Below are 21,589 nucleotides of genomic sequence, written 5' to 3'. Positions count from 1 at the left end.
AAGGAACATCAAAAACAGGCCGCACAAAAGTAGTGAAGTAGGGTAATATGTCTGTCCATGGACCTTCACTTTAAATCGGGAGAGGCTTAAATATAAGAAAAACCTTTAACAAATGGTGTTAAAGGTTTTGATATAGATTATAAAATGCACCGATTGGGGAGTCAGCCATCCTTATCATTGTCAGGACGGACACTGGAATCGTCTCCTGTGGCATAGACCCCTGAGGTTGATTTGGTGTCATGTTCAGTTGGGGTACAAGCGAGGACACTATTCAATATCAGAATAGCCACCATTAAATATTTGATTATTGTTCTCATGATTTAAATGTTTTTTAATTACACAAAAGGATTTTGGGTCGGTGACCTTACCGACCTCTGGGTTTCTAATTGTGCACAATGGGAACATGTACCAGGTTATGGCCATGTCAAAAGCAGCTTTCTATGGCTAATGTAAGAAGTGGGTCAATGAAAATGGTCTGAAAATCCAAAGCATTGGTGAAAAGGTCATTTCTATTAGCGTAAAGGAGGATTTTGTGAGCGAACTCAATTAGAACGGTGGTAGGAAGCATTGTATAGCGAGCGGTGTATGTCGTCTATGTTGTCCTTGAATTTTTTGGAAAAGGGTATGGAACGCTCAATATTTGCGAGCTTGCACTGGGCTTTTCCAAAATCGATCCTGGTTACTTTAGAAATGTTGATGATATAGCTTTTATGGATCCTTTTGAAATGATCAGGCAATTGGTCCTCATAGGTTTTCAGGGTTTTGAAAGCCGTGATGATTTTCCCGTCCAGCATATGGAAATCCGTGGTGTTATTGTCAGCTTTTAAAAATAGGATTTCGGAGGTATCCAGATAATGGTAGTCTTTATAAGATTTTAGGCAGACCAACTCGGGGGCTTTTCGATAAATTTTTTGATACCGCAAAAAGCTCTTGCGTATTTCTGTTCGGGATATGGGCGTCAAGAGGTAATCATAAAACCCATGTTTCATCGCTTGGTAGACTTGGTCCTTATTACTGGAAATTCCAATAAAATGGGGAATGGTTATATCATAAAGATAGAGTTCCAATACAAACCTCAAAGGTTGATCTATGACACCGTCCATATTTAATAATACTACATCAGGTTGCTCGGTGAGGATCTGTTCCATGGCCTCATGTCTACAAGGAGTGGGTTTCAAGGAACAGAAGCCTTCCAGATGTTGCAGGGTCTTCTGAATTTTACTAATTGTGTTCCAATCGGAATCTATAATCAAGTAACGTTTCAAGTGCCAGAGGTTATGGGCTTTAAAGTATTCACTTGGGTCTTTGGAACGGTAGATGATTGTTATAAAAATTATATACAAAGTGTCTACGGATGGATTGGGCTTTCCTATTAATTTGGGTTGATTAGCAAAGCTTTTAAACGAATTTCATCCGGCAATGAAGACATACGAAAGTTTATTGAGGGTCTTGGACCAGGATTTGGAGTGCCTGGAAATGGAGGACTTGGATATCCTTACCAAATCGGAGAGAGGAATTAAAATGGCCACTTTGGTTATCGGAAAGCTAAGGCGTCAGGTTATAGATAAGGGTTTTGTTGATAACGAGCATGAAAAGCATTTTTTTAAAAATATCAAGCCTAAAGTATTCAGTAAGCTCATTTATTACATGAAACGTTTTGGCATCGAGAGCAAGCGCCCCATGAGCAGCGTTGATTCCCAAATACGGTATCTAGTGGGACATATTGATACGCTGCAAGGCTATTTCAATAACAACATGGATTTCTACCACTATTACCGAAGAGGGGACACCATGTTCGACAACCAGTATTTTTTAAGGGGGAGAATCAACTTTCGCATGCACCAAGAGATGTTCCATTCCCTTGCCGATGGGCAGTTTTCCACAAGCCATGACAGTTCGGTCGCCATGTTTATGGCCTATGAATTGTTGATTTCATATCTTAAAAAAGAAATAGGAAAGCTGGAAAACCTCCATGGAAACGATATGCGATCAAAGCCCAAAAAAAAGATGGCAAAACTTTTTTGGAGTGGTAACAAGGTTGACCTTATTGAACTTATCTACGCGCTTTACGCATCAGGATCCTTAAACCGTGGTACTGCCGACATCAAAGCGATTGCCCGTAGTTTTGAAACACTCTTGGAAATGGATTTGGGGGATTACTACCACACCTATCTGGAAATTCGTTCCAGAAAGATTCGCAGGACCAAGTTTATCGATCGGTTAAAGGATTCCTTAGATAAGCATATGCAGGACCTCGATGCGTGATTTTACCCAAGTTGGGAGTTCTGTCCAATGGCCGTTCACCTAATATTGTTTATGCCCATTTGGTGATATCGATTAAGAAAGCCTTATGTAAACAATAAAACGGGATTTAAAGTATGGGCAAATAAAAAAACACCCAAGTTGGGAGTGCCCTGTGAACAAATCCCACCAATAGATCCCAGATTTGTATCACGAAAGTCAAATCAGCGCAAGGCCGTCCAAAAATTATTGCAATTATTATAAGGGATTATGGGCGGTCTTGTTTTTAAAAAACATTTCACAAATGGCAGCAACAATCATTACCACCGATGATCTTATGGAATTCAAGATGGAATTACTCGACGACATCAAACAATTACTCAACAATCAGACCGGTCAAATGACCAAGAAATGGCTTAAATCGCCTGAGGTCAGGGAACTTTTGGGCATCTCGCCAGGAACCTTACAAAATCTACGGATCAATGGAACTTTGCCCTATACCAAAATGGGAGGGGTTCTGTACTATGACCACAGTGAAATCATGAAGGTCCTTGAAAAGAACAGGGTCCATAACAAATTCTGATGCACTCTTGGAAGACACCAATTACATCAAACACCTCAATGGGGTGTTTTCGCTATTTTCCAAGGACAGTAGGCTGAACCCTTCACATATTAGCCTGTATGTGGCTCTTTTCCAATTTTGGAACATCAATTTTTTTAAAGAGGAATTTTATATCAATCGAGAGGATGTTATGTCGTTCTCAAAAATAGGCTCGAAAAGCACGTACCATCGATGTATCAAAGAACTCAGTTATTGGAATTATATTTTATACAGCCCGTCCCATAACCCATACAAAGGGAGCCGTGTCAAGATGTTCGATTTTGGGACAAGCTCTGGACAAGTGGTGTACCCATGCCGTACCAATATCGGGACAAGCAGTGGACAAGCATTGGTACCTATAAACAAACATATACAAACTATAGAAAACAATAAAAACATAAACAAACAGGAAAATTTAAAAAAATTGAATTTAAAAAACTCCAAAGACCAAAAGAAACAAGAACCAAGTGTCCCATATCAGGACAACTTGAAGACGACTTCTGACAAAGATTATAACGAGCCTTTATGAATAACAAGAGACCAGATATCATCAAGGAAGGGGCTGTAGAATATAGGCTTGGAACTTTGAAAGGCCATCGGATGGTGTATGATTTTGATAGCATACTTGTGTATCTTGAGGCCAAGGGTAAACTGATGTTTGGGGATGCCTTTGAAATATATGAAGCCGACCGTGATATCATATTCAGACTATGTAACTATATCATCAAGGACCATGTGAACTGTAAAAAATTGGGAATCGACATTCATAAAGGAATTTTGCTTTCTGGTCCTGTGGGATGTGGAAAAACCAGCCTGATGAAACTCCTGAAGTGTATTGTGCCCCATCAACGGCCTTATCTTGTAGTACCCTCCCGGAACATTGTATTTGGATTTAATCATGTTGGTTATAAGACCATTGAGGATTATGGGATGACCCAATTCTTTTGTTTTGATGATTTGGGAGTGGAGCCAATTGGAAGGCATTATGGCAAGGATTGTAATGTGATGGGCGAAATCATGTTATCCCGATACGATTTGTTCATACAGCACCATATAAAAACACATGCAACGACGAACTTAAATGCTCAAGAACTTGAAGAGCGATATGGGAGTAGGGTTAGATCGCGAATGAGAGAGCTATTTAATCTAATAGCATTTGACAGTGCCAGTTCTGATAAGCGAAAATGATCAGACCATTTAACGTTGTTTTGCCTCATTTTAAGTTTAGGTTGCATTTACCTTAGTCTTTCGTATCTGCTGTTAAGAATGTCCTTATAGGCAGCTTTCATTTCCATTGATAAAAACGAGTTTTCAATCCATGTGATAGCTTTCGGTTTGTTTTCGACCATTCGTTTGAATACGCCTTGAATTTGTTTATCTGTTAATTCTAGGCCTTTACCCAAATGTTCAAAATGTTCTTTTTTGAGTTTCCTTTTTTTTCCATCAAGGGAAAGTGCTAATTCCTCAGGATCTTCAGGGAGTATGATGGTCACATTCAATAAATCATAAGCAGGTGCCAATAACCAACCTGAAGGGCTTTCTATCATCGAGAAATTTTTAAGGTGCATATCATTGTTTCCTGTAAGAAAGCTAAATACAGCCAATTCAAAATAGAATATTTTATCCAGGACAGTATGATCTGAATACCTGTCAAGGGCCTTACCTATTTTTTCCATGGAACTTTTGTACTTGTCAAATGCCTCGGTAATCTGGTACATATCCAACATATGGATCTTCTCTCCCTTTTCCGTTCTGTCTATTCTTTTGGTCACATAAGACAGTTCCCCCGAAGCCAACTTTATTAAACTTGAGGGGACAACCCGTATGTCAAAGGCTTCCGCAATTTTCATGGTTAGGTGTTCGTTCTCTGGCATTTCTGGAAATTTATCAGAAGGCGGTTTAAAAATATACTGTCCCCCCAGGGCACCGACTACGGTCAGTCTTGAGCCATCTTGTTTTTGGGTTTCTTTTACCAAGGACATGGATAACTTTGGCTGGACACCTGGTACCGCCACACTGCGTTCTACAATGCTTTTTGCCAATTCCGTCATTTGGTCAATGGTGTAGGGAATAGCAGGAGGCGTTGAAGTGCCAAAGAATTCCAAAGAACACTTTTCATGAAAGTCCACTTCATGTTCCAAGGGTTCATAACAGTATAAGCATTTATTTTTCATCATCTTCCAGTATTGGTAAAACACTTACTGCTCCAATGCAGTTTTGGCAACAGGCCAATAAAAGGCCCATGCGGTCATTGCGGTTTATCTTCCAGTTTTGGGAGGCGATTTCCAGTAGCCAACCTTCGGGTATCAAGCCCTCAAAGAACGGAAACAATTTGTTGTCCGTGTATGGTCGATCTGAAACCGGCATAGTAAAGGTGATAAACTCAGAAGGATGCTCTTTTACATAAGCATCATCGTATTGAAAAATATAATCACCCCCATCCGTTTCTGTAATGGTTCCTGCAAAAAACGTTTTATAATATACATTACCTTGTCTCATGGATTAGTTCTTTAGATTTTACAGGGGCCAGCTCATGACCGAACATGGCCAAAACAAGATTGACCTTCTCCATATTAAGGTTTGTTTTTCCTTGTTCTATTTTACGTACTACGGTTAAGGCAACACCAGCCCTTTCCGCAAAGGCTTCCTGTGTTAGGTTAACCTCCTTTCTTCGGTTTTTTACAAACTCAGCCAATACTTTCATTATATGCTTTTAAATATAAAATTACACAAATATACTAAATTATATGTATTTAGATATAATTTATACAAATATATTATTTTTATATGCTTTTAAATATAATTATATGAGAAAATAGAGCATTATTGATTTTCAGGTACCACATAAAAATTACCACCAGGCGTATCGTTACGAATGCTTTTATGGAATTGTAAATTTTAATCGAAAAGAGTACACTTTTTTAGCGTTTCTAGAAGAAATTTGATGTTTTTGAAAGTTGATTTCGATGCGATTTCCATAATTGAGACACTTTTCCAATACTTTTTCCATAAAATTTAATGCCATTTATTGTCAATTAAAATCAAACGTATTTAAATAATATTATTTATGTAAAATATTGTAAATCAGTTGTTTAAATATATAATTATTGATAATTTTCTAAGATCAAAAATCGTTTAAAAATTAAATTTTAGGTCTTATGAAAAAATCAATATACGTAACGGCTTTATTAGTTCTCATCTCAAGTTCCATGTCTGCGCAGATCGGTGGCATCGAAAATTCGGTCAATGATGTGTCCGATACCATCCGGGCCATTTTCCCCATTGTTCTTGGTGTTATCTTCTTAATAGGGTTTCTGTTCAATGCCGGTCATTTCTTTGGTGAGAATGCCGATCTAAAAAAAGGGATTACAAGGGTATTGGTATTCGTGCTTATAGCCGGAGCCGTGGTCGGCATCTTTACGTACCTCATAGGAATTGTAGTTTAAGATGAAGCGCTATAGTGTTTACAGGAATATCAGAAAGCGAGCAGAGATCATGGGCCTTTCCATACCATTGTTTGCCTTGATGATGACCTCTGTCATAGGCTCCTTGTTGTTGATCATCTTTTCCTTCAGTTTTTTGGTTGTCTTGGGCGTGTTTGTATTGAATGCTGTCCTATATATAGCTCTGACCAACTTTAATAAACATCCTGAATGGCTCCATTTGAAAAAAGTCTTTCCAAAGACCATCAGTAATAAAAAGGAAAGCCCCTTGAACTATGAGGACAATTAATCTATCATCATACCATCCTATTTTGGATATCCAAGGGCATGTCTTGTTTGCAAACAATGGCAATGTCGTTCTGTGCTATAAAGCGGACTTGCCAGAGATTTATTCACTGTCTGAACACGACTTTGAGGAAATCCACGGCACCTGGTTCCAAGCTTTTAAATCATTGCCAATAAGCACGGTCATCCATAAGCAGGATGTTTATCAAAAGGCCTTGTATATGGCCAATAACATTCCTAACAGCAGTTTTTTGGAACGGGCGACCCATGATTATTTTAAGGGTAGGGCATATTTAAGGCATAACAGCTATTTGTTTTTTATCCTGCCCTTCCATAAAGTGTTGAATGCTTCCAAGTTTACAAACCCTTTTAGAAGGAATGAAAAGGGTGTTCATAGAAAACTGGACTTTCAGGTCCATGAATTCATTGATTCGGTCAATGATGCCGTATCGTTTATAAACAATAGTCGCAAGGTAACATTGATACCATTGGCTGAGCCTGAAATAAGAACAATGACCGGGTTCTATTTCAATGGGTTCAATGAAGGTTTTGATACGGATATCCAACTCAATAAAACCGATATTGAGATCGGCGGTAATCAATTTGATGTACTGGCCGTGAACAGTGAACGCTGTTTTGGAGATACCGTACAGAGCAGTAAAACCAATGATAAGTTCACTTCAGATGATTTTATATTCCATCAAGGGTTTATTGATGGGTTGGGCCTAAATCTAAATGAAAACCATATTGTGAACCAGATCGTTTATTTGGACGATAAGCAGAAATGGCGAAAACTACTGGACAAGAAAATGGAAGAACTGAAAAAGAGCTCTAATTTTGGAACCCAGAACAAGGTCATCTTAAAAAAGATCGAGGCCATTGTTGCCGAAATCAATGAGGATGACACTTCCCGGATCATCCGTGGACACCTTAACATCGTTTTTTGGTCCACTGGAACAAAGGGGCTTGGAGCCATTGCTTCCAAGATCAAAACCGAGTTCAAGGAATTGGATATTGTTCCCTATTGTCCCAAAGGTGAGGAACGAAAACAGTATTTTCTGAATTCCTATTGCTGTTTTGCCACAAACTTTTCCAATGAGGATCTGTATGTCACCGATTTGAAACATGCGCTTTGCCTCTATATCAATAACAGCAATTATAAATCTGATGACCAGGGTATCATCTTTAATGACAGGCAGTATAATATACCCGTGCTAAAAGATGTATGGGATGAGCATAAGATCCGGATCAAGGCGCGTAATTTTGCCATTTTCGCGCCCACTGGTGAGGGAAAATCCTTTTTGGCCAATAACATCCTGCGCCAATATTTTGAATCCAATGTACGGTTGGTCATTATAGATTTGGGCGGGTCGTATTCCAAATTCGCAAAACTGTACCCGGATGACCATGTGATACTCCGTTACGAACAGGGAAAGAACCTGGGGATCAATCCTTTTTATATTTCAGGTATTGATGATCTGACGCCGGAACGTTTGGAAGACCTGGCCATGTTTCTATTGGAACTGTTGGCGGAGCGTCAAGTGACCAAGGCCAAGGAGGTTGCCATTAAGAAAGTCCTTGGTTACTACTATAGTGCAACCCATTCCAACCATTCCCTGGAAGGCCTGTATGATTTTGTGGACTTTAAAAAAGACGGGTTGATCCAAGAGCTCAACATCGATGGGAAGGATTTCAGTGTCTATAATTTTTTGCACATCCTTTCAGAATATGTAGATGATGGCCTGTACCATTTTCTGTTCAGTGTTGGGGATGACCAAACCTACAAGATAGAGGACAAACGGATGATTGTCTTCGAACTTGATGAGATCAAGGATAACAAGGAAATTCTTTCGGTCATGCTCAAACTGATCAAGTCGGCCATACAGCGCACAATTTGGAGAAATCGATCTGAACGTGGCATTATCCTGTTTGATGAGTTTGCCAAACAGTTAAAGTTTGACAATGTACTGGAGAGCGTGGAATTCTATTACCAGGCTATAAGAAAGCAGAACGGTGCCATCGGTATCATTCTGCAATCCATCAACCAGTTGCCCGATAATTCCACTTCTGCAAGCATATTGGAGAACACGCAGGTCATTTATAGCCTCAGGAACGAAAAAGGGTATGATGCCCTACAGAAACGATTGAACCTCACCAAGCACGATCTGAACCAATTGAAATCCATCAGGAACAATTTTACCGGAGACCGCAAATATACCGAGATGTTCATCAAGATAGGGAAGTCAAGCAACGTATTCAGATTAGAGGTCCCCAAGGAAGTGTATGCGGCCTATCTCACGGATGGAAAGGAAAATGGGATGATCATGCAGATATATGGACGGACCCATAATATGGAGAGGGCCATTACAGAATTTGTCAGGTCTGAATCCCAACATGTCCAAAATGAAAAGTATTAATAACCAATAAAATTAAATCCAATGAAACATCAAATCAAAGTGCTTATGATTGCCTTGGCCACGATCTTCTTGACATCAACTAAAGGGATGGCCCAAGGAATGCCGGTCTATGACAACACCAATTTCATTAGCCTGACCAAATCGCTTGTTGAGTCGGCAAAACAAACCTCCCAATTATTGAAAACCGTGGAGTTTCTAAAACAACAAAAGGAAAACATTGATAAGGTGAGCAGTGTTATCAAGCAGCTTAAGGCGGTCAGGGAGTTAACAAGGAACAACCAAAGGCTATATGCGCTGGTTCAGGGCGATCTACGGAATATTTTGAACTCACCTTTTATCAAGCCCGATGAAGTCAGTCGGATATCAGAATCCTTTAACGCCATTATTGAACAATCCATGGAAAACCTGGACTTTATCAATAGGGTCTTGTCAAGCAATACCTTGAAAATGACCGACGCCGACCGAACCGAAATTTTAAAGGAGAAAGAACAGGAGTCCAAGGAAATGGTAATCGAGATAGAACATAAGACCCGGCGGTACAAAGAGATCATTGCCTTTAGGGGCATGCAGTATAAAATCAATAACCGAGAGACAGACTATTAGGCATGTCAATAGGATTGGAATACGTGGATGCAGTCTTTACCACCATAAAGGACAGTGATTTTTCCCGGTATACGATAACCGGTATGAAAACCTTGGCCATCATGTTGTTCCTGGTCAATATCCTTAAAAAGTATAATGAAGGAGTCGCTAACAATGATGGTTATACTTGGGGATTGACGCCGAACGAGCTTGCCAAGAATTTTGCCGTGGTGATCTTGGTCATTTTCTCGACCCAGGTGCTCAACGTTTTTGATTCTATTTTGGTGGCCATTGAAAACCAATATCGGGATACGGCTCCGGCACTCCTTCCGCTTCAGATGCAAGACATTGACATCGAACAGGATGTGGGTGCCCTGGAAGCCGCCAAAAAGGCCCTGGCCTTATTATACGAGGCATTGGTGACCCCTTTGTTCGGTTTGAAGGTTACAGCGTTCATTATAGGTCTGTTTTTATGGCTCTTGGATATATTTATATATCCCTTGTTCTTGTCCGAACGCTATTTCCTGTTGGGGATTATGCAGGCCTTTTTCCCGTTGGTCATCAGTTTGGCCGTTTTTGAGAAGTTCAGGAACCTGGCCTATAATTTTTTTAAGCTGTACGCAGGGATTTATATGATGGTGCCGGCCTTTTTTCTGGTCAATGTGTTTGTGAACAATTTATACACGGAGATCAATACCAATTTTTGGTCCACTTTGTTTGGAACCGATTGGGGAAGTCAAATTTTTGCGCCGCTCATACAATTTGGATCCATTGGGTTTGTAGTCCTGTTAAAGTTCAATCTATACAGGCGGGCATCTTCTTTTGTGATCAAGCTGTTCACGGGTGGCTGAAACTTAAATTTTAAAAATAATGGAATGAAAACACCTTATAAGAATATTTACGCGGTATTGAGACTTAACCGTTTTATTGTATTGGCGGTTGTTATCTGCTCATCGATAGTGGCGCTGGGTTGTATCTTACTGGTGATCAGGTTGCATCGGGAGTCCATGGACAAAGCCTTTGTTGTGAACTCTGAAGGACATGTGATCCCGTTGAGACTGGTCTCCCAAAATGAGAACCTGGAAGTGGAGGCATTGTCACATTTGGAACTGTTCCATACCTATTTCTATAACATTGATGCCAGCAATTACGAAAGGAACCTGGAAAAGGCCCTTTGGTTGGGGAACAGTTCGGTGGATGCCCTTTACCGTCAAAAGAAAGCAGATGGTGTTTATAACAGGTTATTGCAGTATTCCCTGGTCCAAAAGGTTATACGGATCGATTCCAAAGTGGATGTTCAAAAAGAACCTTATGGGTTTAAGACCACTACCATATTTGAAGTGAACCGAGGCTCCATCACAGATACCTATGAGCTAAAAACATCGGGGAAGTTGATCCATGTAGATAGAAATTTTCCAAAAAATCCACACGGTTTATTGATCACCGATTTTTTTGAAAACAGCCTGAGAAAAATAGAAAATAACGATAAAACTGAAGTTAATTAAAATTGAACCAAATGAAACTAGAGAAAAACAAAGTCGTGTTTGCTGTCTTATTGTTATGCGTGGCCATTTTCATTGCAGCATACACCGCGCTGGTACTTGGCGATCACGAGGAACCGGTCATTGATGCCAATCAGATTCCCGTACCCAAGTTGGAGGATGAACAGAAAGCGTATGATTCCAAATTGGATGCCATCAACGATTTAAAGGAAGTAAGGCAAACCAATGCCCCAAGTATTTATGATGAGCGTTTATTGGATTCCACTGGGGTTTATGATCCCGATTTGTTGGAGAAAAAAAAGCAATGGATATTGGATAGCCTATATGGTCATCAAGATATGGGATTTTCGGAGGGTACTTATGGGAATGATATGGATGGGCAAGAAATTGCCGATTATCATATCGAGGCCAATGGCCGGAATGAAGATTCAGTGGATGTGAAATTGATTCCACAAGAGGGGATATCAAGTAAGGAAATCAGTTTGGAGCACCAACTGTTTTTTGCCTCGAGCCCCAAAAGGGACCAAATGGGCATCAGGGCGTTTGTTGACCGGTCCATCCCTGTCCTTGTTGATGGGACCCAAACCGTAAAGGCACATTGTCGATTAAGGATGCGATTAATGAGGGATGTCGTAATAAACAAAATTGATATCCCCAGAAATACCATCGTTTATGGCTTTGTCAGTTTTCAACCGAATCGTGCCATGATCGATATTGAAAACATCAATCATCAACCGGTAAAACTTAAGGCATTTGATTTTGAGGATGGGAGTGAAGGGATTTACATAGAGAACAGTTTCCGGGCAGAGGCCTCCAAGGAGGTGATCGACGATATGGTCCAGGATGTCAGTATACCAGGTGTTCCCCAGGTTGGGGGAATAAAAAAGATTTTCTTGCGAAACAACAGGAACACTAAGGTCACCATACTGAACAACTACCAATTGCTGCTAAAAGAAAACCTATAGCCATTAAACAATTTAAAAACCAATGATCATGAAAACAATTATTCTATTTATTACGATTTTATGCTCCGCTACATTTCGCGCGCAACAGACACTTGATACGATTTATGCGAATGATAAAATGAACGTGGCATTATTCTTCCCGGACCCCATTCGACAGGGCATAACAGGTTCAGAAAACTTCGTGTTCACATACAATAGGGAACGAGAGCAAAATTTTGGCCTTTTGCAGGCTTCTCCCGGAGAAGTGAGTAATTTATTGGCCGTGACCAGTAACGGACAAGTATATGCCTATATTTTAAAATATGAACGGCATTTGGCCCGGTTGAATTATTTTATAAGGGAAGGGGCCTGTATAGGGAATGAGAAACCCATATTGGATTCATTGACCAATAAAATCGATAGGCCAAAGAACATTGAAAAAGAAAACTATTATAGAAAGTTCTCTGAATATTTATTAAGATCAAGGTTTTCTTCAATGGCAAGCATAAGGAAACAGGGCATCGTTTTAGGATTGTTGAAGGTTGTGCACAATATGGAGGAAGTGTACTTGGTACTTGAGATTAAGAATCGTTCGGGAATCGATTTTGGGATTGATTACCTAAATGTATACAGATCTATTGGGACCAAAAAAAGAAAATCATCCTATCAAAAACTCAGAATGGATGAAATATACAGCTATAAAACACCATCGATTGTTAAGGATAATCAATCAAAGGATTTTGTGTATGTGCTGCCCAAGTTTGTTTTGGGAGAAAATGAAAAATTACAAATTGAACTCATGGAATTGAATGGCAGTAGGAAACTAAAATTAATAAAATGACGATATTTAGATTTAGTATAATTGAGCATCTTATTTAGATGCTTTTTTTGTTTAAAATGCATTGAATTAAATTAATATTATATTTATTCAGAGTAAGTTAATTTTATTGTTTTTTAATTTTAAACCAAAGTTAAAGTTACCTGTTCAATTACCTATTATAAAAAATAAATAACCAGTTTTATTTGTTTTTAATACATTGTTTAATAAATAGTTGTGTTATATCTTTAGTGGATTATATTGTTGGTTACTTGCCTATCAAATCTTTAGGGGCATTTTATCAATAGGCCTTTTTTCCAAGTTTATTTACAGTTGGTACGGCAATAGTATTTAGTCTGTCATAGATGTCTTCTTGATAGCTAAAGACATCCTGTGATTTTCGTACTACATAACTGAAATTGGCAGAATAATATTAGTCTTTAAGTGTATTGAATTTATTATTGCAAACCAGTCAAAATATATTTTCAAGAGTATGAGTTTAAAAGATTAGTTTTATTTTTGTAGATAGCGCTATTAATTATATATTTGCAACCTCAAAGTTGTTTTGACATATACAAAATTATATATAAGTTCACAAATCGTCAACATGAGTTTGTGAAATGTAGCGAGTGTCAGGTTTTATAAGGCCTAGTGGTATAAGGTTCGGAATCCGTCCAGACCGCCAAATTGCTAATAAGCTCTAAGAGATTAGGGCTTTTTTTGGCACGTTTAAGAAGTTGTGTTGTTTGACAGATGTAGTAGTCTGTCAATAGTAGTAGAGCTGATTTTTTCAGCTTTATCCAATGGAAAGCTTTCCTTTTTTCTTTATAGAAGATGGGGATGCTTTTTTGTTTTTAGCCCTTTTGATATTCCCATAAAAGTACAGCTATTAAATTTGATTAATAACTGCTAATCCAATCAAATTTGTCTTTGATTATGGCATCTTTTTCAGTGTCAATATAATCAATAAATGCCAAAGCTGCCGGCGATAATTTTTTTGATTTTAACCAAATTAGGTTCCAAGTTGTACTAATAGGAAGACCTTTGACTGGAATAATTTGTAGGTCATTGTTTTTTAATTCGTTTTTGAGGCCAATCAAAGGCATGATAGAGCATCCAAGGCCTGCAATAACAGCTTGCTTTACCGCTTCATTTGAAGTGAGCTCAATTTGTTTTAAGTTTGAAAAACGGTTGTTTTCAATAAAGTTTTCCATGGCATTCCTTGTGGCCGAACCGTGTTCCCTATAAATTAAGGGAAGTTCTTCAAACAGTTTTTTTTTGGTTGGCGGTTTGTCAAATCTCAAGCTAGAGCTACCCACAAAAAAAAGTCGGTTTTCCATAAGTTCAATAGCATTCACTTCTAATTTTTCTGGAAGAACAGAAACCAAGGCAAAGTCGGTATCATTTTGCTCCAGGCATTCAATTACCTTTAATTTGTTGGTCACGTCTATATTTAATTCTAAACCATCATGACGTTTTATAAAACCAGACAAAAAATAGGGCATAACGTATTTTCCAGTGGAAACAACCGAAATTTTCAATCTACCAGATAGTTTGCCTTGAAATGCCAAGGTTTTGTAATTGATGGTATTCACCTCATTGATTATTCGTTCTGCAGTTTCAGCAATTTCTCTTCCAAACTGTGTAACATATAACTTTCTGCCAACAACTTCTGTAAGTGGTATTGCAAATTGATCCTGAAAATTTTTAAGCTGAATGGATACTGCTGGTTGAGTTAAGTGAAGCTCTTCAGAAGCTTTGGTAATGCTACCTAACTCGGCTATTTTCAAAAATATTTGTAATTGATGCAATGTATAATTCATAAAAATAGTTTATGTATATCATAACAAATATAAATAAAAATTTATGATAAAAAGTTATAACCTTTGCATCAAAATCTTAACAATGTAAATTATGAAAACACAAGAATTGACAGCAGTTGAAACAATCAAACAAAACATTCAGTTGGTTAAGGGAGAGTTTACGCCCTCAGAAGCATTTGATGTTATTAATGCTCTGATAGATGAAAAAATCAATTTTCATAAAATACAAAGACTTCAAATTTGGGAAAGAAACCACGTTAGTAAAACCGATCATTTGGATGATAGAATAACTGAGCTTCAACAAGAAAAAGAACGGGCAAGGGATTTTATATTAAAGGCAAAATCCAATGGAAATAATCTTAAAATCAATGGTGTTCTTGAAATCACTACTGCGGACTAAAATCTAGGACTATGAAGACTTCAAAATCAATTATACTACCCGTAATAGGAATGATTTCAGTGCTTATATTTATAGGATTTGCCTACAAAACAAACAATGTCTTTTTGGACAAGCTATTAGTATGTGGGTTTATTTTGGCTATCGTTTTTATTGCTAGAATGCGTGAAATTATTCAAAAATCTAAACTTATTAAAAATAAAGATGTGAATAAAAGTTTAACAAAATACAAATTAAAAAATAGCAATGGCTTTATTAAATACATATAAGAAACCACAAACCAAATCAGTTGAAGACTATGCTTTTGTTATGAATAAGATAGTATCATATATAATGTGGTTTATGTTTTTTGCTACGATTGTTTATCTTTTTGGTTTCTTGCCAGACAGTCCAGAGTTTGTGTTGGATGATTATTTTAAAATTAATGGTTTCACCATACTAATCTGGGCAGTGGTCACATTTTTTAGTGCCATAATCAATAGCTTCTCTGTAAACTACCTTAAAGGATTTGAATACCATTCAAAATTTGTTGGCCTAAGTTTTGGTTTTACCTTGTCTGTAATGCTGTTGGTAATTTCAAATCATATAATTCCTTTTATTTTTAGTTGGTTTATAATGGGGGTTTTTATGGCTAAATTGATTGGTGTGAATTCAAGTTGGGGAGAGGCAAGGGAAGCGTCAAAGTTTACCCAAAAATATTTTTTGGCCAGCACCTTGTTTTTAAGTGTTGGAATTTTATTTCTGGCATTCCAGACGGATCATTTTACATTAAGTAAACTTATGCTCGATTTCGACACATTGCCAAAATATATGGTTATAATATCCGGTATCTGCATTATTATGGCAGCTATTATTCAATCAGCAATTTTTCCTTTTCATCGGTGGTTACTCTCTGCAATGACGGCTCCTACGCCAGCTTCAGCACTTATGCATGCTGGATTTGTGAATGGGGCAGGCATTTTGCTAACCCTTTTTTCTGCCTTAATAGTGGCATCAAATACCTTTAATGTGCTTTTCTTTATTGGTGGCCTAACAGCTATTATAGCCCAGTTTACAAAACTTTTGCAAGTGAATGTAAAACAAAAACTAGCCTGTTCAACTATTGCACAAATGGGATTTATGGTCATGCAATGCGGTTTAGGGTTTTTCAACGCAGCTGTGGTACATTTAATTCTTCACGGATTTTATAAAGCCTACTTGTTTCTCTCATCAGGAGAAGGAATTGAACTTTCAAAACCCCAAAAAAAATTGAAAGTAAGAATAACCATTCCACAAGCTATTCTTGTGATTGTTTATGGCGTTTTAGGAGCGATGTTTTTTACAGCACTAACTGGCGAAGGTAAGGCAATGGACAGTGGTATCTTTTTAAAACTTATTGTGGCCATTACTATAGGGCAAATGACCTATAACATTGTAAAACAAAAAATCTTATCTGTTTTTCAAAAAATTGTTGTGCCACCGGCATTGTTTTTTAGTGGTATTGCAATTTATGCCCTCATATATAATGGTGTAACTTCATTGATGGCCGATATGCCAATGGTGGCCAAAGCATTACCGCTTTCAAGTATTCAGGTAGCTTTTGGAATTATATTCCTGGCAGGTTTTTTCATAATGAAATTAGGGATTTACCGCCAAGTACCATGGCTATATGTAAAACTTTTAAATATATCACAGCCTTATAAAAAGACTATTTTAAATTATAAATAAACGCCTAATGATACAGCAAAACATTATTAACAGCATTGATCAAGCATCAAAAGTAATAGGTAAAACATGGCCTTTGTATTCTTTTGTGACTTCCAACCCGTTATCGGGTTATGAAACAATGCCGTTCGAAAAAGCAGCGAAACAGGCTGGGACATTTCTAAATACAAACGTTTTTCCTAAGGCTTCGGTATATCGAAACGCTTGGGAACAACGAGAGATTGATGTACATGAAATTAAGCAGTTACTTTTAGAAAATGGTCTGACTGAATCACCAGAACATTATTTAAAACAACTGGAAGAGTTAACCTACTCTAAACAGAATAATAAGTTTCATGTTTTAGATAGAATTATGACCAAATGGCTAGCCGCATTTTTAGATGAAGGATTGGCCGACTGGGAAATGCCAAATAAAAAACGAGGGTTTTATAAATCATGGCGAAAACTGGCAAAATATGATAGTGAAATTGGGGTAAAAACTATTCGAGAAATTCCAAAAACCAGCGAAGAAGCACTTTTAGAAGCTTTAAACAACTATCCAGAAAGTGAATACCAACATATTTTCACAGAACACTTAGCAGCTTTACCAGGATGGGTGGGATATATAAACCATAGATGTGAAACAAATTCTGACTGGCAACAAAAATACCCAATATCAGTAATGGATTATTTGGCTGTTAGATTGTGGATAGCCAGAAAATTGAACTTGGAAATCCTTCCTGAAAATAATAAAGTTGAGACAAACATTTCAATATTGAAACTTCAATATATATGGTTGAAAGCTTGGGAAAACAGTTGGCAAAACGACCTTGCAAAAACTTTAGAGAGCCAATCTATTTCTGTCGAGGGCTTAACCAAACCAGATGCTTCTGTTGATGCTCAAATGGTGTTTTGCATAGATACCCGCTCAGAATTGATACGAAGACATATTGAGGCCAAAGGGCATTACGAAACCTATGGATATGCCGGTTTCTTTGGAATTGCCATGGATTATGAAAACTTGAACGATGGCTTATCGCGAAAATCTTGTCCGCCCATTTTGCAATCTGCTTATAAGACGTTTGAAATCTCACAGCCAAATAAAGATAAAGACATGCTAGCTTATAAAAAGAAAGCTGAGGTTTATAATTTTGCAAATTATTTTCTAAGGCGAATGAAAAACATCCTTCCTTCTGCGTTTGGCTATGTTGAGGGATCTGGTTTTTTCTATGGGATTTCATTGCTTTTTAGAACTCTTGTGCCAGGTTATTTGTATAAGGCAAAACAAAAAAACAGTAAAGGGGTTGAGAGTGTTTGTGAGCCAGAAATCAGTAATAGAAAGGGACTGCATAAAAAACAAGATGGCATTTCAATAAATGAAAAGGTGGCTATTGTAAAATCTGCTTTTGATCTGATGGGGTGGAAGCAGTTTGCACCTGTAGTCTTATTTGTGGGTCATGGAAGTCATACTGCAAACAATGCCTTTGGCTCCAGTTTGGATTGTGGGGCGTGCGCAGCCAGCCCAGGAAGACACAATGCCAGAATGTTGGCCAAATTAGCCAATATGCAAGACGTTAGAAACGTTTTAGCCAAAGATTTTGATATTAAAATTCCTGATGGTACAGTATTCATAGGTGCAGAACACAATACGACTACTGATGAGATTGTCATATTTGACTCAGAGGTTCCTAAATCGCATATTCAATTGCTCAATCATGTAAAAGAAGATTTGCTTAAAGCTCAACATACGGCAACCAAAGAACGATTGAACATTAGTAAAAACAGTATTGCGTTGGCCTACAAAAAAGCTAATAATTGGAGTGAAACAAGACCAGAATGGGGCTTGGCAAAAAATGCAGGATTCATTGTTGGGCCAAGAGCGATGACCAAAGGCACTAATCTGGATGGTAGATGTTTTCTTCATTCTTACAATTGGGAACTAGACAAAACAGGAAAAGCGCTTGAGGCCATTATGCAAGGGCCTATGGTGGTAACACAATGGATTAACAATCATTACTATTTCGCATCGGTTGATAATGAAGTGTTCGGTGGCGGTTCTAAAATCACCCATAACATTACCGGTAAGTTTGGAGTGGTGCAAGGAAATGGAGGCGATTTAAAAATGGGCTTACCGCTTCAATCCATAAATAAATCTGATACAGCAATTTACCACCAGCCATTACGATTATCAGTTGTTATTCAAGCGCCAATAGCCAGAGTTACAGACATACTTTTAAGGAACGAACATCTTAAAAACCTATTGGATAATGAATGGATATATTTAATTGTTATGGATCCAACAGAGGACAACGCTATGAAAAAGTATAGAAAAAACATGAAATGGATTTCAATATCAAAAGTCAATAACCAAACAGTAAAAAAGTCTGATAAGGTTAAGGACCAAGTGTTGGAAGAGGTTTTAGAATAACAATTCAAAAAAGATACTGATCTATAAAGGCCCTAATTTATTAGGGCTTTTTATATATATTGTAAAAGCCAAACAAGCCACAAAAAGATTTTTTTTGATGAATTAAATACAAAGCTTAGTCTAAAAATACGCTAGCAGTAACATTAAAGAGGTTGGCTTTGGCATTAAAAAAACTGTTTTCCAGTTCTATGGCTTTCAATTTGGCATCAATAAGTTTTGATTCTCTAGAGTTCACCAAAAACAAAGAACTTTCACCCATAAAGAATTTGCGCTCTTCGGCATTAAACATGGCCATATAGTCATTAAGAACAGATTGAATGTATGTATTTTGAACTAAAAAAGATTCCAGTTCTTGGTTAATGGCTTCCAATTTATTTCTAAGTATAACTTTGCTGCTTTTTATTTCAAATTCGGTGTCTTGTAATTTCAAATTCGCCAACTTCAAATCAGCTCGTTCCTTTCTCAAAAACAATGGAATGCTGATGTTTAAACCACTTTTGTATGCTGATGTGCTAAATGAGTTGACAACTTCAGGTGTTTGTGACAAGAAGTTATATTGCAAATCAATTTTAGGCAACATATTGTTTAGTGTTAATCGTTTTTCTATGGTTAAGCGTTTAAATTTATAGTCTAACGATTGTAGTTTTGGATGGTTTTCAAAATCGACTTCTTCAATATTAAACAGGGATGTATTAAGAACCGAATCAATTGTGTTATGAGTGTTTACATCGGGAATAATGTTATCGCTTATTTCAATAGGGGTGTTGTTATTGAGCCATAGGTAATTGGACAATTCCAATGATGCTTTAACATATTTGATTCTGGATTTTTCTAAATTTAATTTTCTATCGTATAAAGCAATGCGAGCCTCAACCGTATCAATGGCTGGTTTATCGCCAACTTCATAACTCTTTTTTATGCCATTAAAACGCATTTCGGCGTTTGTTAAGAAATCTTCATAAACCTGTTTTTCCTTATAGGTTTTTAACCAATTAAAGTAGGTTTGTGTGGCCTGAAATAAAATTTGGTTTACAAGCAACTGTTTATCTGCTTCGGCTTGTTTCACAAATAATTTAGCTTGCCTAAGCATGGCCATGCGCTTATTGGTCAACATTCCTTGAGCAAGCGAAACAGAAACACCAACACTGTAAAGTCCGTCTTCTGGGATGGTGTTTTCAGGGTTTAAATAGGATCCTGTGTTGTCCTCAAAGTTTCCCTTGAACTCAATACCATACCAAGTGGGTATTTTAAAAGACGCATTGAGCTTGTTGTAGTATTCTGTATTCTTAAACTTTTTTCTATTATAATCTACTTCTATTTTAGGATCAAAGGCACCTCTGGCCTTCATAAGCTTAGCTTCGCTTTCGCTAATAACAAGGCCAGCTTGTTTTACAATAGGATGATAGGTTTTAACATATCCTAAATATTCGGAAAGTGAAATTACAGAAGTAGAATCTTGAGAGAAAACAAGGTTACCGAGTAATGTAAAGACAACTAATATAAAGGTTTTCATTTCTTGGTTTCTTTTGTGTTATTACCGCCTTTAGGGGCATAGTAATTTGGTGGAAAACTGTTGATTTGTCGCCATAATTCAAACCAGATGGGGACATCATTTAATAAGGCAATTGTTTTGGCACCAGAGCCAATACGGATGGCCTTGGGCCATTCATAATCTGTTTCATCAGGAGCTAACAACACACGGTATTTACCATTGTCGCTAATAAAGTTTTCAATAGCTACCACTTTGGCTCCGTAAGTTCCATAAGACACGCTAGGCCAACCGCTAAAAACGATTGCTGGCCAGCCGTCAAACTGAACTCGTACCGTTTCACCAATATGTAAAAGTGGCAAATCAATTGGTTTAACATACGTTTCTACAGCCAAATCATATTGGGAAGGCATGATAGCCACAAGTTCTTCGCCTTCCTTAAAGGTAACGCCAACACCGCCTTTTAAAGCCTTGTTTATATAACCATTTTGTGGGGCCGTAACATACAGCAAACTGTTTCTTTTTTTATAATTTGAGTATTGGTTTTCTAGTTTGGTGACTTGCGCCTTTGTATCAAACTGGCTTGATTGGGCCGTATACATGTCACTTTGAGCTTTTGAAATCTTGTCGGCATAGGTTGCGTCAATTCTTGACAGCTCAATTTCAGCATTGATAACTTCGTTTTGGCTTGCCAGATATTTGTTTTCTTGGGATATTAATTTAGCCTGAGTTTCTTGTAATTTTAAGCGTTTTTCTTCAACATCTTTTAAGGCTTTTAACCCTTCTGATTCTAGCGTTTTAGTACGATTGAATTGTCGTTCTGCAATTGTTATATTGGTTTTGGCCGCTTCAAGATCAATACTGTCACTTTTTACTTTTAACCGTGCTTGCAATAATTTATTTTGGGTTTGTTGCAACTTTAATCGTTTTTCATTGC

Annotated in this window: 25 protein-coding genes; 17 read left to right on the top strand and 8 right to left on the bottom strand. The window is 37.6% G+C overall.

What is annotated here, in order from left to right:
• Positions 1-161: 161 nt before the first annotated feature.
• Together IEW94_RS07710 and IEW94_RS07705 are read right to left on the bottom strand one after the other, a co-directional pair.
• Positions 162-317 (bottom strand): hypothetical protein, encoded by a 156-nt coding sequence (locus IEW94_RS07710; protein WP_188651696.1) that lies wholly within the window; start codon positions 315-317, stop codon positions 162-164.
• Positions 318-542: 225 nt separating this feature from the next.
• A complete protein-coding gene (locus tag IEW94_RS07705) occupies positions 543-1,148 on the bottom strand; it encodes a LytR/AlgR family response regulator transcription factor (protein WP_188651694.1) in 606 nt (201 codons plus the stop codon).
• 6 nt (positions 1,149-1,154) lie between these two features.
• Here IEW94_RS07705 and IEW94_RS07700 point away from each other — a divergent pair, with 6 nt between their 5' ends.
• From IEW94_RS07700 to IEW94_RS07680, 5 genes are all read left to right on the top strand, one after another.
• The gene (locus IEW94_RS07700) at positions 1,155-1,376 is read left to right on the top strand and encodes a hypothetical protein (RefSeq protein WP_188651692.1); all 222 of its coding nucleotides are present in this window, start codon (positions 1,155-1,157) and stop codon (positions 1,374-1,376) included.
• Between the two features lie 43 nt (positions 1,377-1,419).
• Entirely contained in the window at positions 1,420-2,265 is an 846-nt protein-coding gene (locus IEW94_RS07695) for an RteC domain-containing protein (protein ID WP_188651690.1), read from the top strand.
• Between the two features lie 280 nt (positions 2,266-2,545).
• Positions 2,546-2,824: a helix-turn-helix domain-containing protein gene (locus tag IEW94_RS07690; RefSeq protein WP_188651688.1), complete on the top strand. Its 279-nt coding sequence runs from the start codon at positions 2,546-2,548 to the stop codon at positions 2,822-2,824.
• Positions 2,825-2,831: 7 nt separating this feature from the next.
• Positions 2,832-3,371, top strand: a complete 540-nt coding sequence (locus tag IEW94_RS07685; protein WP_188652198.1) for a hypothetical protein — start codon at positions 2,832-2,834, stop codon at positions 3,369-3,371.
• Positions 3,368-4,030, top strand: coding sequence for an ATPase (locus IEW94_RS07680; RefSeq protein ID WP_188651686.1), 663 nt, complete (start codon positions 3,368-3,370; stop codon positions 4,028-4,030). The genes IEW94_RS07685 and IEW94_RS07680 overlap by 4 nt, the downstream gene beginning before the upstream one ends.
• A gap of 47 nt (positions 4,031-4,077) precedes the next feature.
• Here IEW94_RS07680 and IEW94_RS07675 read toward each other — a convergent pair whose 3' ends face one another.
• From IEW94_RS07675 to IEW94_RS07665, 3 genes are read right to left on the bottom strand one after another with little or no spacing between them, the layout of a single operon-like run.
• Complete coding sequence (locus IEW94_RS07675; RefSeq protein ID WP_188651685.1) at positions 4,078-5,016, bottom strand: HipA domain-containing protein; 939 nt, start codon at positions 5,014-5,016, stop codon at positions 4,078-4,080.
• Positions 5,006-5,341: a HipA N-terminal domain-containing protein gene (locus IEW94_RS07670; protein WP_188651682.1), complete on the bottom strand. Its 336-nt coding sequence runs from the start codon at positions 5,339-5,341 to the stop codon at positions 5,006-5,008. Before IEW94_RS07670 ends, IEW94_RS07675 begins: the two co-directional genes overlap by 11 nt.
• The gene (locus IEW94_RS07665; protein ID WP_188651680.1) at positions 5,328-5,546 is read right to left on the bottom strand and encodes a helix-turn-helix domain-containing protein; all 219 of its coding nucleotides are present in this window, start codon (positions 5,544-5,546) and stop codon (positions 5,328-5,330) included. The genes IEW94_RS07670 and IEW94_RS07665 overlap by 14 nt, the downstream gene beginning before the upstream one ends.
• Positions 5,547-6,000: 454 nt before the next feature.
• Here IEW94_RS07665 and IEW94_RS07660 point away from each other — a divergent pair, with 454 nt between their 5' ends.
• From IEW94_RS07660 to IEW94_RS07625, 8 genes are read left to right on the top strand one after another with little or no spacing between them, the layout of a single operon-like run.
• Positions 6,001-6,288, top strand: coding sequence for a hypothetical protein (locus IEW94_RS07660; RefSeq protein ID WP_188651678.1), 288 nt, complete (start codon positions 6,001-6,003; stop codon positions 6,286-6,288).
• A 1-nt stretch (position 6,289) separates the two neighbouring features.
• Positions 6,290-6,574, top strand: a complete 285-nt coding sequence (locus IEW94_RS07655) for a hypothetical protein (RefSeq protein WP_188651676.1) — start codon at positions 6,290-6,292, stop codon at positions 6,572-6,574.
• The gene (locus IEW94_RS07650) at positions 6,561-8,987 is read left to right on the top strand and encodes a TraG family conjugative transposon ATPase (protein WP_188651674.1); all 2,427 of its coding nucleotides are present in this window, start codon (positions 6,561-6,563) and stop codon (positions 8,985-8,987) included. Before IEW94_RS07655 ends, IEW94_RS07650 begins: the two co-directional genes overlap by 14 nt.
• A 21-nt stretch (positions 8,988-9,008) precedes the next feature.
• The gene (locus IEW94_RS07645) at positions 9,009-9,590 is read left to right on the top strand and encodes a TrbJ/VirB5 family protein (RefSeq protein WP_188651672.1); all 582 of its coding nucleotides are present in this window, start codon (positions 9,009-9,011) and stop codon (positions 9,588-9,590) included.
• Between the two features lie 2 nt (positions 9,591-9,592).
• Complete coding sequence (locus tag IEW94_RS07640) at positions 9,593-10,420, top strand: hypothetical protein (RefSeq protein ID WP_188651670.1); 828 nt, start codon at positions 9,593-9,595, stop codon at positions 10,418-10,420.
• Positions 10,421-10,444: 24 nt separating this feature from the next.
• Entirely contained in the window at positions 10,445-11,074 is a 630-nt protein-coding gene (locus IEW94_RS07635; RefSeq protein WP_188651668.1) for a conjugal transfer protein TraK, read from the top strand.
• Positions 11,075-11,085: 11 nt separating this feature from the next.
• Positions 11,086-12,036 (top strand): conjugative transposon protein TraM, encoded by a 951-nt coding sequence (traM, locus tag IEW94_RS07630; RefSeq protein WP_188651666.1) that lies wholly within the window; start codon positions 11,086-11,088, stop codon positions 12,034-12,036.
• Between the two features lie 28 nt (positions 12,037-12,064).
• Positions 12,065-12,856 carry a DUF4138 domain-containing protein gene (locus tag IEW94_RS07625; protein WP_188651664.1) on the top strand — a complete coding sequence of 264 codons (792 nt, stop codon included), beginning with the start codon at positions 12,065-12,067 and terminating at the stop codon, positions 12,854-12,856.
• An 875-nt stretch (positions 12,857-13,731) separates the two neighbouring features.
• Here IEW94_RS07625 and IEW94_RS07620 read toward each other — a convergent pair.
• The gene (locus IEW94_RS07620) at positions 13,732-14,655 is read right to left on the bottom strand and encodes a LysR family transcriptional regulator (RefSeq protein ID WP_188651662.1); all 924 of its coding nucleotides are present in this window, start codon (positions 14,653-14,655) and stop codon (positions 13,732-13,734) included.
• Positions 14,656-14,746: 91 nt separating this feature from the next.
• Here IEW94_RS07620 and IEW94_RS07615 point away from each other — a divergent pair, with 91 nt between their 5' ends.
• The 4 genes from IEW94_RS07615 to IEW94_RS07600 are packed head-to-tail and all read left to right on the top strand — an operon-like array spanning position 14,747 to position 19,163.
• On the top strand, positions 14,747-15,055 hold the full coding sequence (locus tag IEW94_RS07615) for a hypothetical protein (RefSeq protein ID WP_188651660.1): 309 nt from the start codon (positions 14,747-14,749) through the stop codon (positions 15,053-15,055).
• Positions 15,056-15,066: 11 nt separating this feature from the next.
• On the top strand, positions 15,067-15,321 hold the full coding sequence (locus tag IEW94_RS07610) for a hypothetical protein (protein ID WP_188651658.1): 255 nt from the start codon (positions 15,067-15,069) through the stop codon (positions 15,319-15,321).
• Positions 15,299-16,759, top strand: a complete 1,461-nt coding sequence (locus IEW94_RS07605) for a proton-conducting transporter transmembrane domain-containing protein (RefSeq protein WP_188651656.1) — start codon at positions 15,299-15,301, stop codon at positions 16,757-16,759. Before IEW94_RS07610 ends, IEW94_RS07605 begins: the two co-directional genes overlap by 23 nt.
• 7 nt (positions 16,760-16,766) lie before the next feature.
• The gene (locus tag IEW94_RS07600) at positions 16,767-19,163 is read left to right on the top strand and encodes a DUF2309 domain-containing protein (RefSeq protein ID WP_188651653.1); all 2,397 of its coding nucleotides are present in this window, start codon (positions 16,767-16,769) and stop codon (positions 19,161-19,163) included.
• Between the two features lie 115 nt (positions 19,164-19,278).
• On the opposite strand, the gene IEW94_RS07595 is transcribed toward IEW94_RS07600, so the two are convergent.
• Positions 19,279-20,676, bottom strand: coding sequence for a TolC family protein (locus tag IEW94_RS07595; RefSeq protein WP_188651651.1), 1,398 nt, complete (start codon positions 20,674-20,676; stop codon positions 19,279-19,281).
• Positions 20,673-21,589: HlyD family secretion protein (locus IEW94_RS07590; protein WP_188652196.1), on the bottom strand; the 917-nt coding region annotated here is incomplete at its 5' end. The genes IEW94_RS07590 and IEW94_RS07595, both read right to left, overlap by 4 nt.

It is taken from the genome of Yeosuana aromativorans (genome assembly GCF_014646655.1).
Lineage (GTDB): Bacteria > Bacteroidota > Bacteroidia > Flavobacteriales > Flavobacteriaceae > Yeosuana > Yeosuana aromativorans.
Note: the sequence above shows the minus strand (reverse complement) of the source record. Positions and strands in the feature narration are given on the sequence as shown.

Coding starts and splice junctions, on each gene's coding strand:
- IEW94_RS07695 (WP_188651690.1), top strand. CDS start 1,420: ATGAAGACATACGAAAGTTTATTGAGGGTCTTGGACCAGGATTTGGAG.
- IEW94_RS07690 (WP_188651688.1), top strand. CDS start 2,546: ATGGCAGCAACAATCATTACCACCGATGATCTTATGGAATTCAAGATG.
- IEW94_RS07645 (WP_188651672.1), top strand. CDS start 9,009: ATGAAACATCAAATCAAAGTGCTTATGATTGCCTTGGCCACGATCTTC.
- IEW94_RS07675 (WP_188651685.1), bottom strand. CDS start 5,016: ATGAAAAATAAATGCTTATACTGTTATGAACCCTTGGAACATGAAGTG.
- IEW94_RS07660 (WP_188651678.1), top strand. CDS start 6,001: ATGAAAAAATCAATATACGTAACGGCTTTATTAGTTCTCATCTCAAGT.
- IEW94_RS07640 (WP_188651670.1), top strand. CDS start 9,593: ATGTCAATAGGATTGGAATACGTGGATGCAGTCTTTACCACCATAAAG.
- IEW94_RS07610 (WP_188651658.1), top strand. CDS start 15,067: ATGAAGACTTCAAAATCAATTATACTACCCGTAATAGGAATGATTTCA.
- IEW94_RS07705 (WP_188651694.1), bottom strand. CDS start 1,148: ATGGAACAGATCCTCACCGAGCAACCTGATGTAGTATTATTAAATATG.
- IEW94_RS07650 (WP_188651674.1), top strand. CDS start 6,561: ATGAGGACAATTAATCTATCATCATACCATCCTATTTTGGATATCCAA.
- IEW94_RS07635 (WP_188651668.1), top strand. CDS start 10,445: ATGAAAACACCTTATAAGAATATTTACGCGGTATTGAGACTTAACCGT.
- IEW94_RS07665 (WP_188651680.1), bottom strand. CDS start 5,546: ATGAAAGTATTGGCTGAGTTTGTAAAAAACCGAAGAAAGGAGGTTAAC.
- traM (WP_188651666.1), top strand. CDS start 11,086: ATGAAACTAGAGAAAAACAAAGTCGTGTTTGCTGTCTTATTGTTATGC.
- IEW94_RS07600 (WP_188651653.1), top strand. CDS start 16,767: ATGATACAGCAAAACATTATTAACAGCATTGATCAAGCATCAAAAGTA.
- IEW94_RS07670 (WP_188651682.1), bottom strand. CDS start 5,341: ATGAGACAAGGTAATGTATATTATAAAACGTTTTTTGCAGGAACCATT.
- IEW94_RS07655 (WP_188651676.1), top strand. CDS start 6,290: ATGAAGCGCTATAGTGTTTACAGGAATATCAGAAAGCGAGCAGAGATC.
- IEW94_RS07620 (WP_188651662.1), bottom strand. CDS start 14,655: ATGAATTATACATTGCATCAATTACAAATATTTTTGAAAATAGCCGAG.
- IEW94_RS07680 (WP_188651686.1), top strand. CDS start 3,368: ATGAATAACAAGAGACCAGATATCATCAAGGAAGGGGCTGTAGAATAT.
- IEW94_RS07615 (WP_188651660.1), top strand. CDS start 14,747: ATGAAAACACAAGAATTGACAGCAGTTGAAACAATCAAACAAAACATT.
- IEW94_RS07700 (WP_188651692.1), top strand. CDS start 1,155: ATGTCTACAAGGAGTGGGTTTCAAGGAACAGAAGCCTTCCAGATGTTG.
- IEW94_RS07605 (WP_188651656.1), top strand. CDS start 15,299: ATGGCTTTATTAAATACATATAAGAAACCACAAACCAAATCAGTTGAA.
- IEW94_RS07625 (WP_188651664.1), top strand. CDS start 12,065: ATGAAAACAATTATTCTATTTATTACGATTTTATGCTCCGCTACATTT.
- IEW94_RS07595 (WP_188651651.1), bottom strand. CDS start 20,676: ATGAAAACCTTTATATTAGTTGTCTTTACATTACTCGGTAACCTTGTT.
- IEW94_RS07710 (WP_188651696.1), bottom strand. CDS start 317: ATGAGAACAATAATCAAATATTTAATGGTGGCTATTCTGATATTGAAT.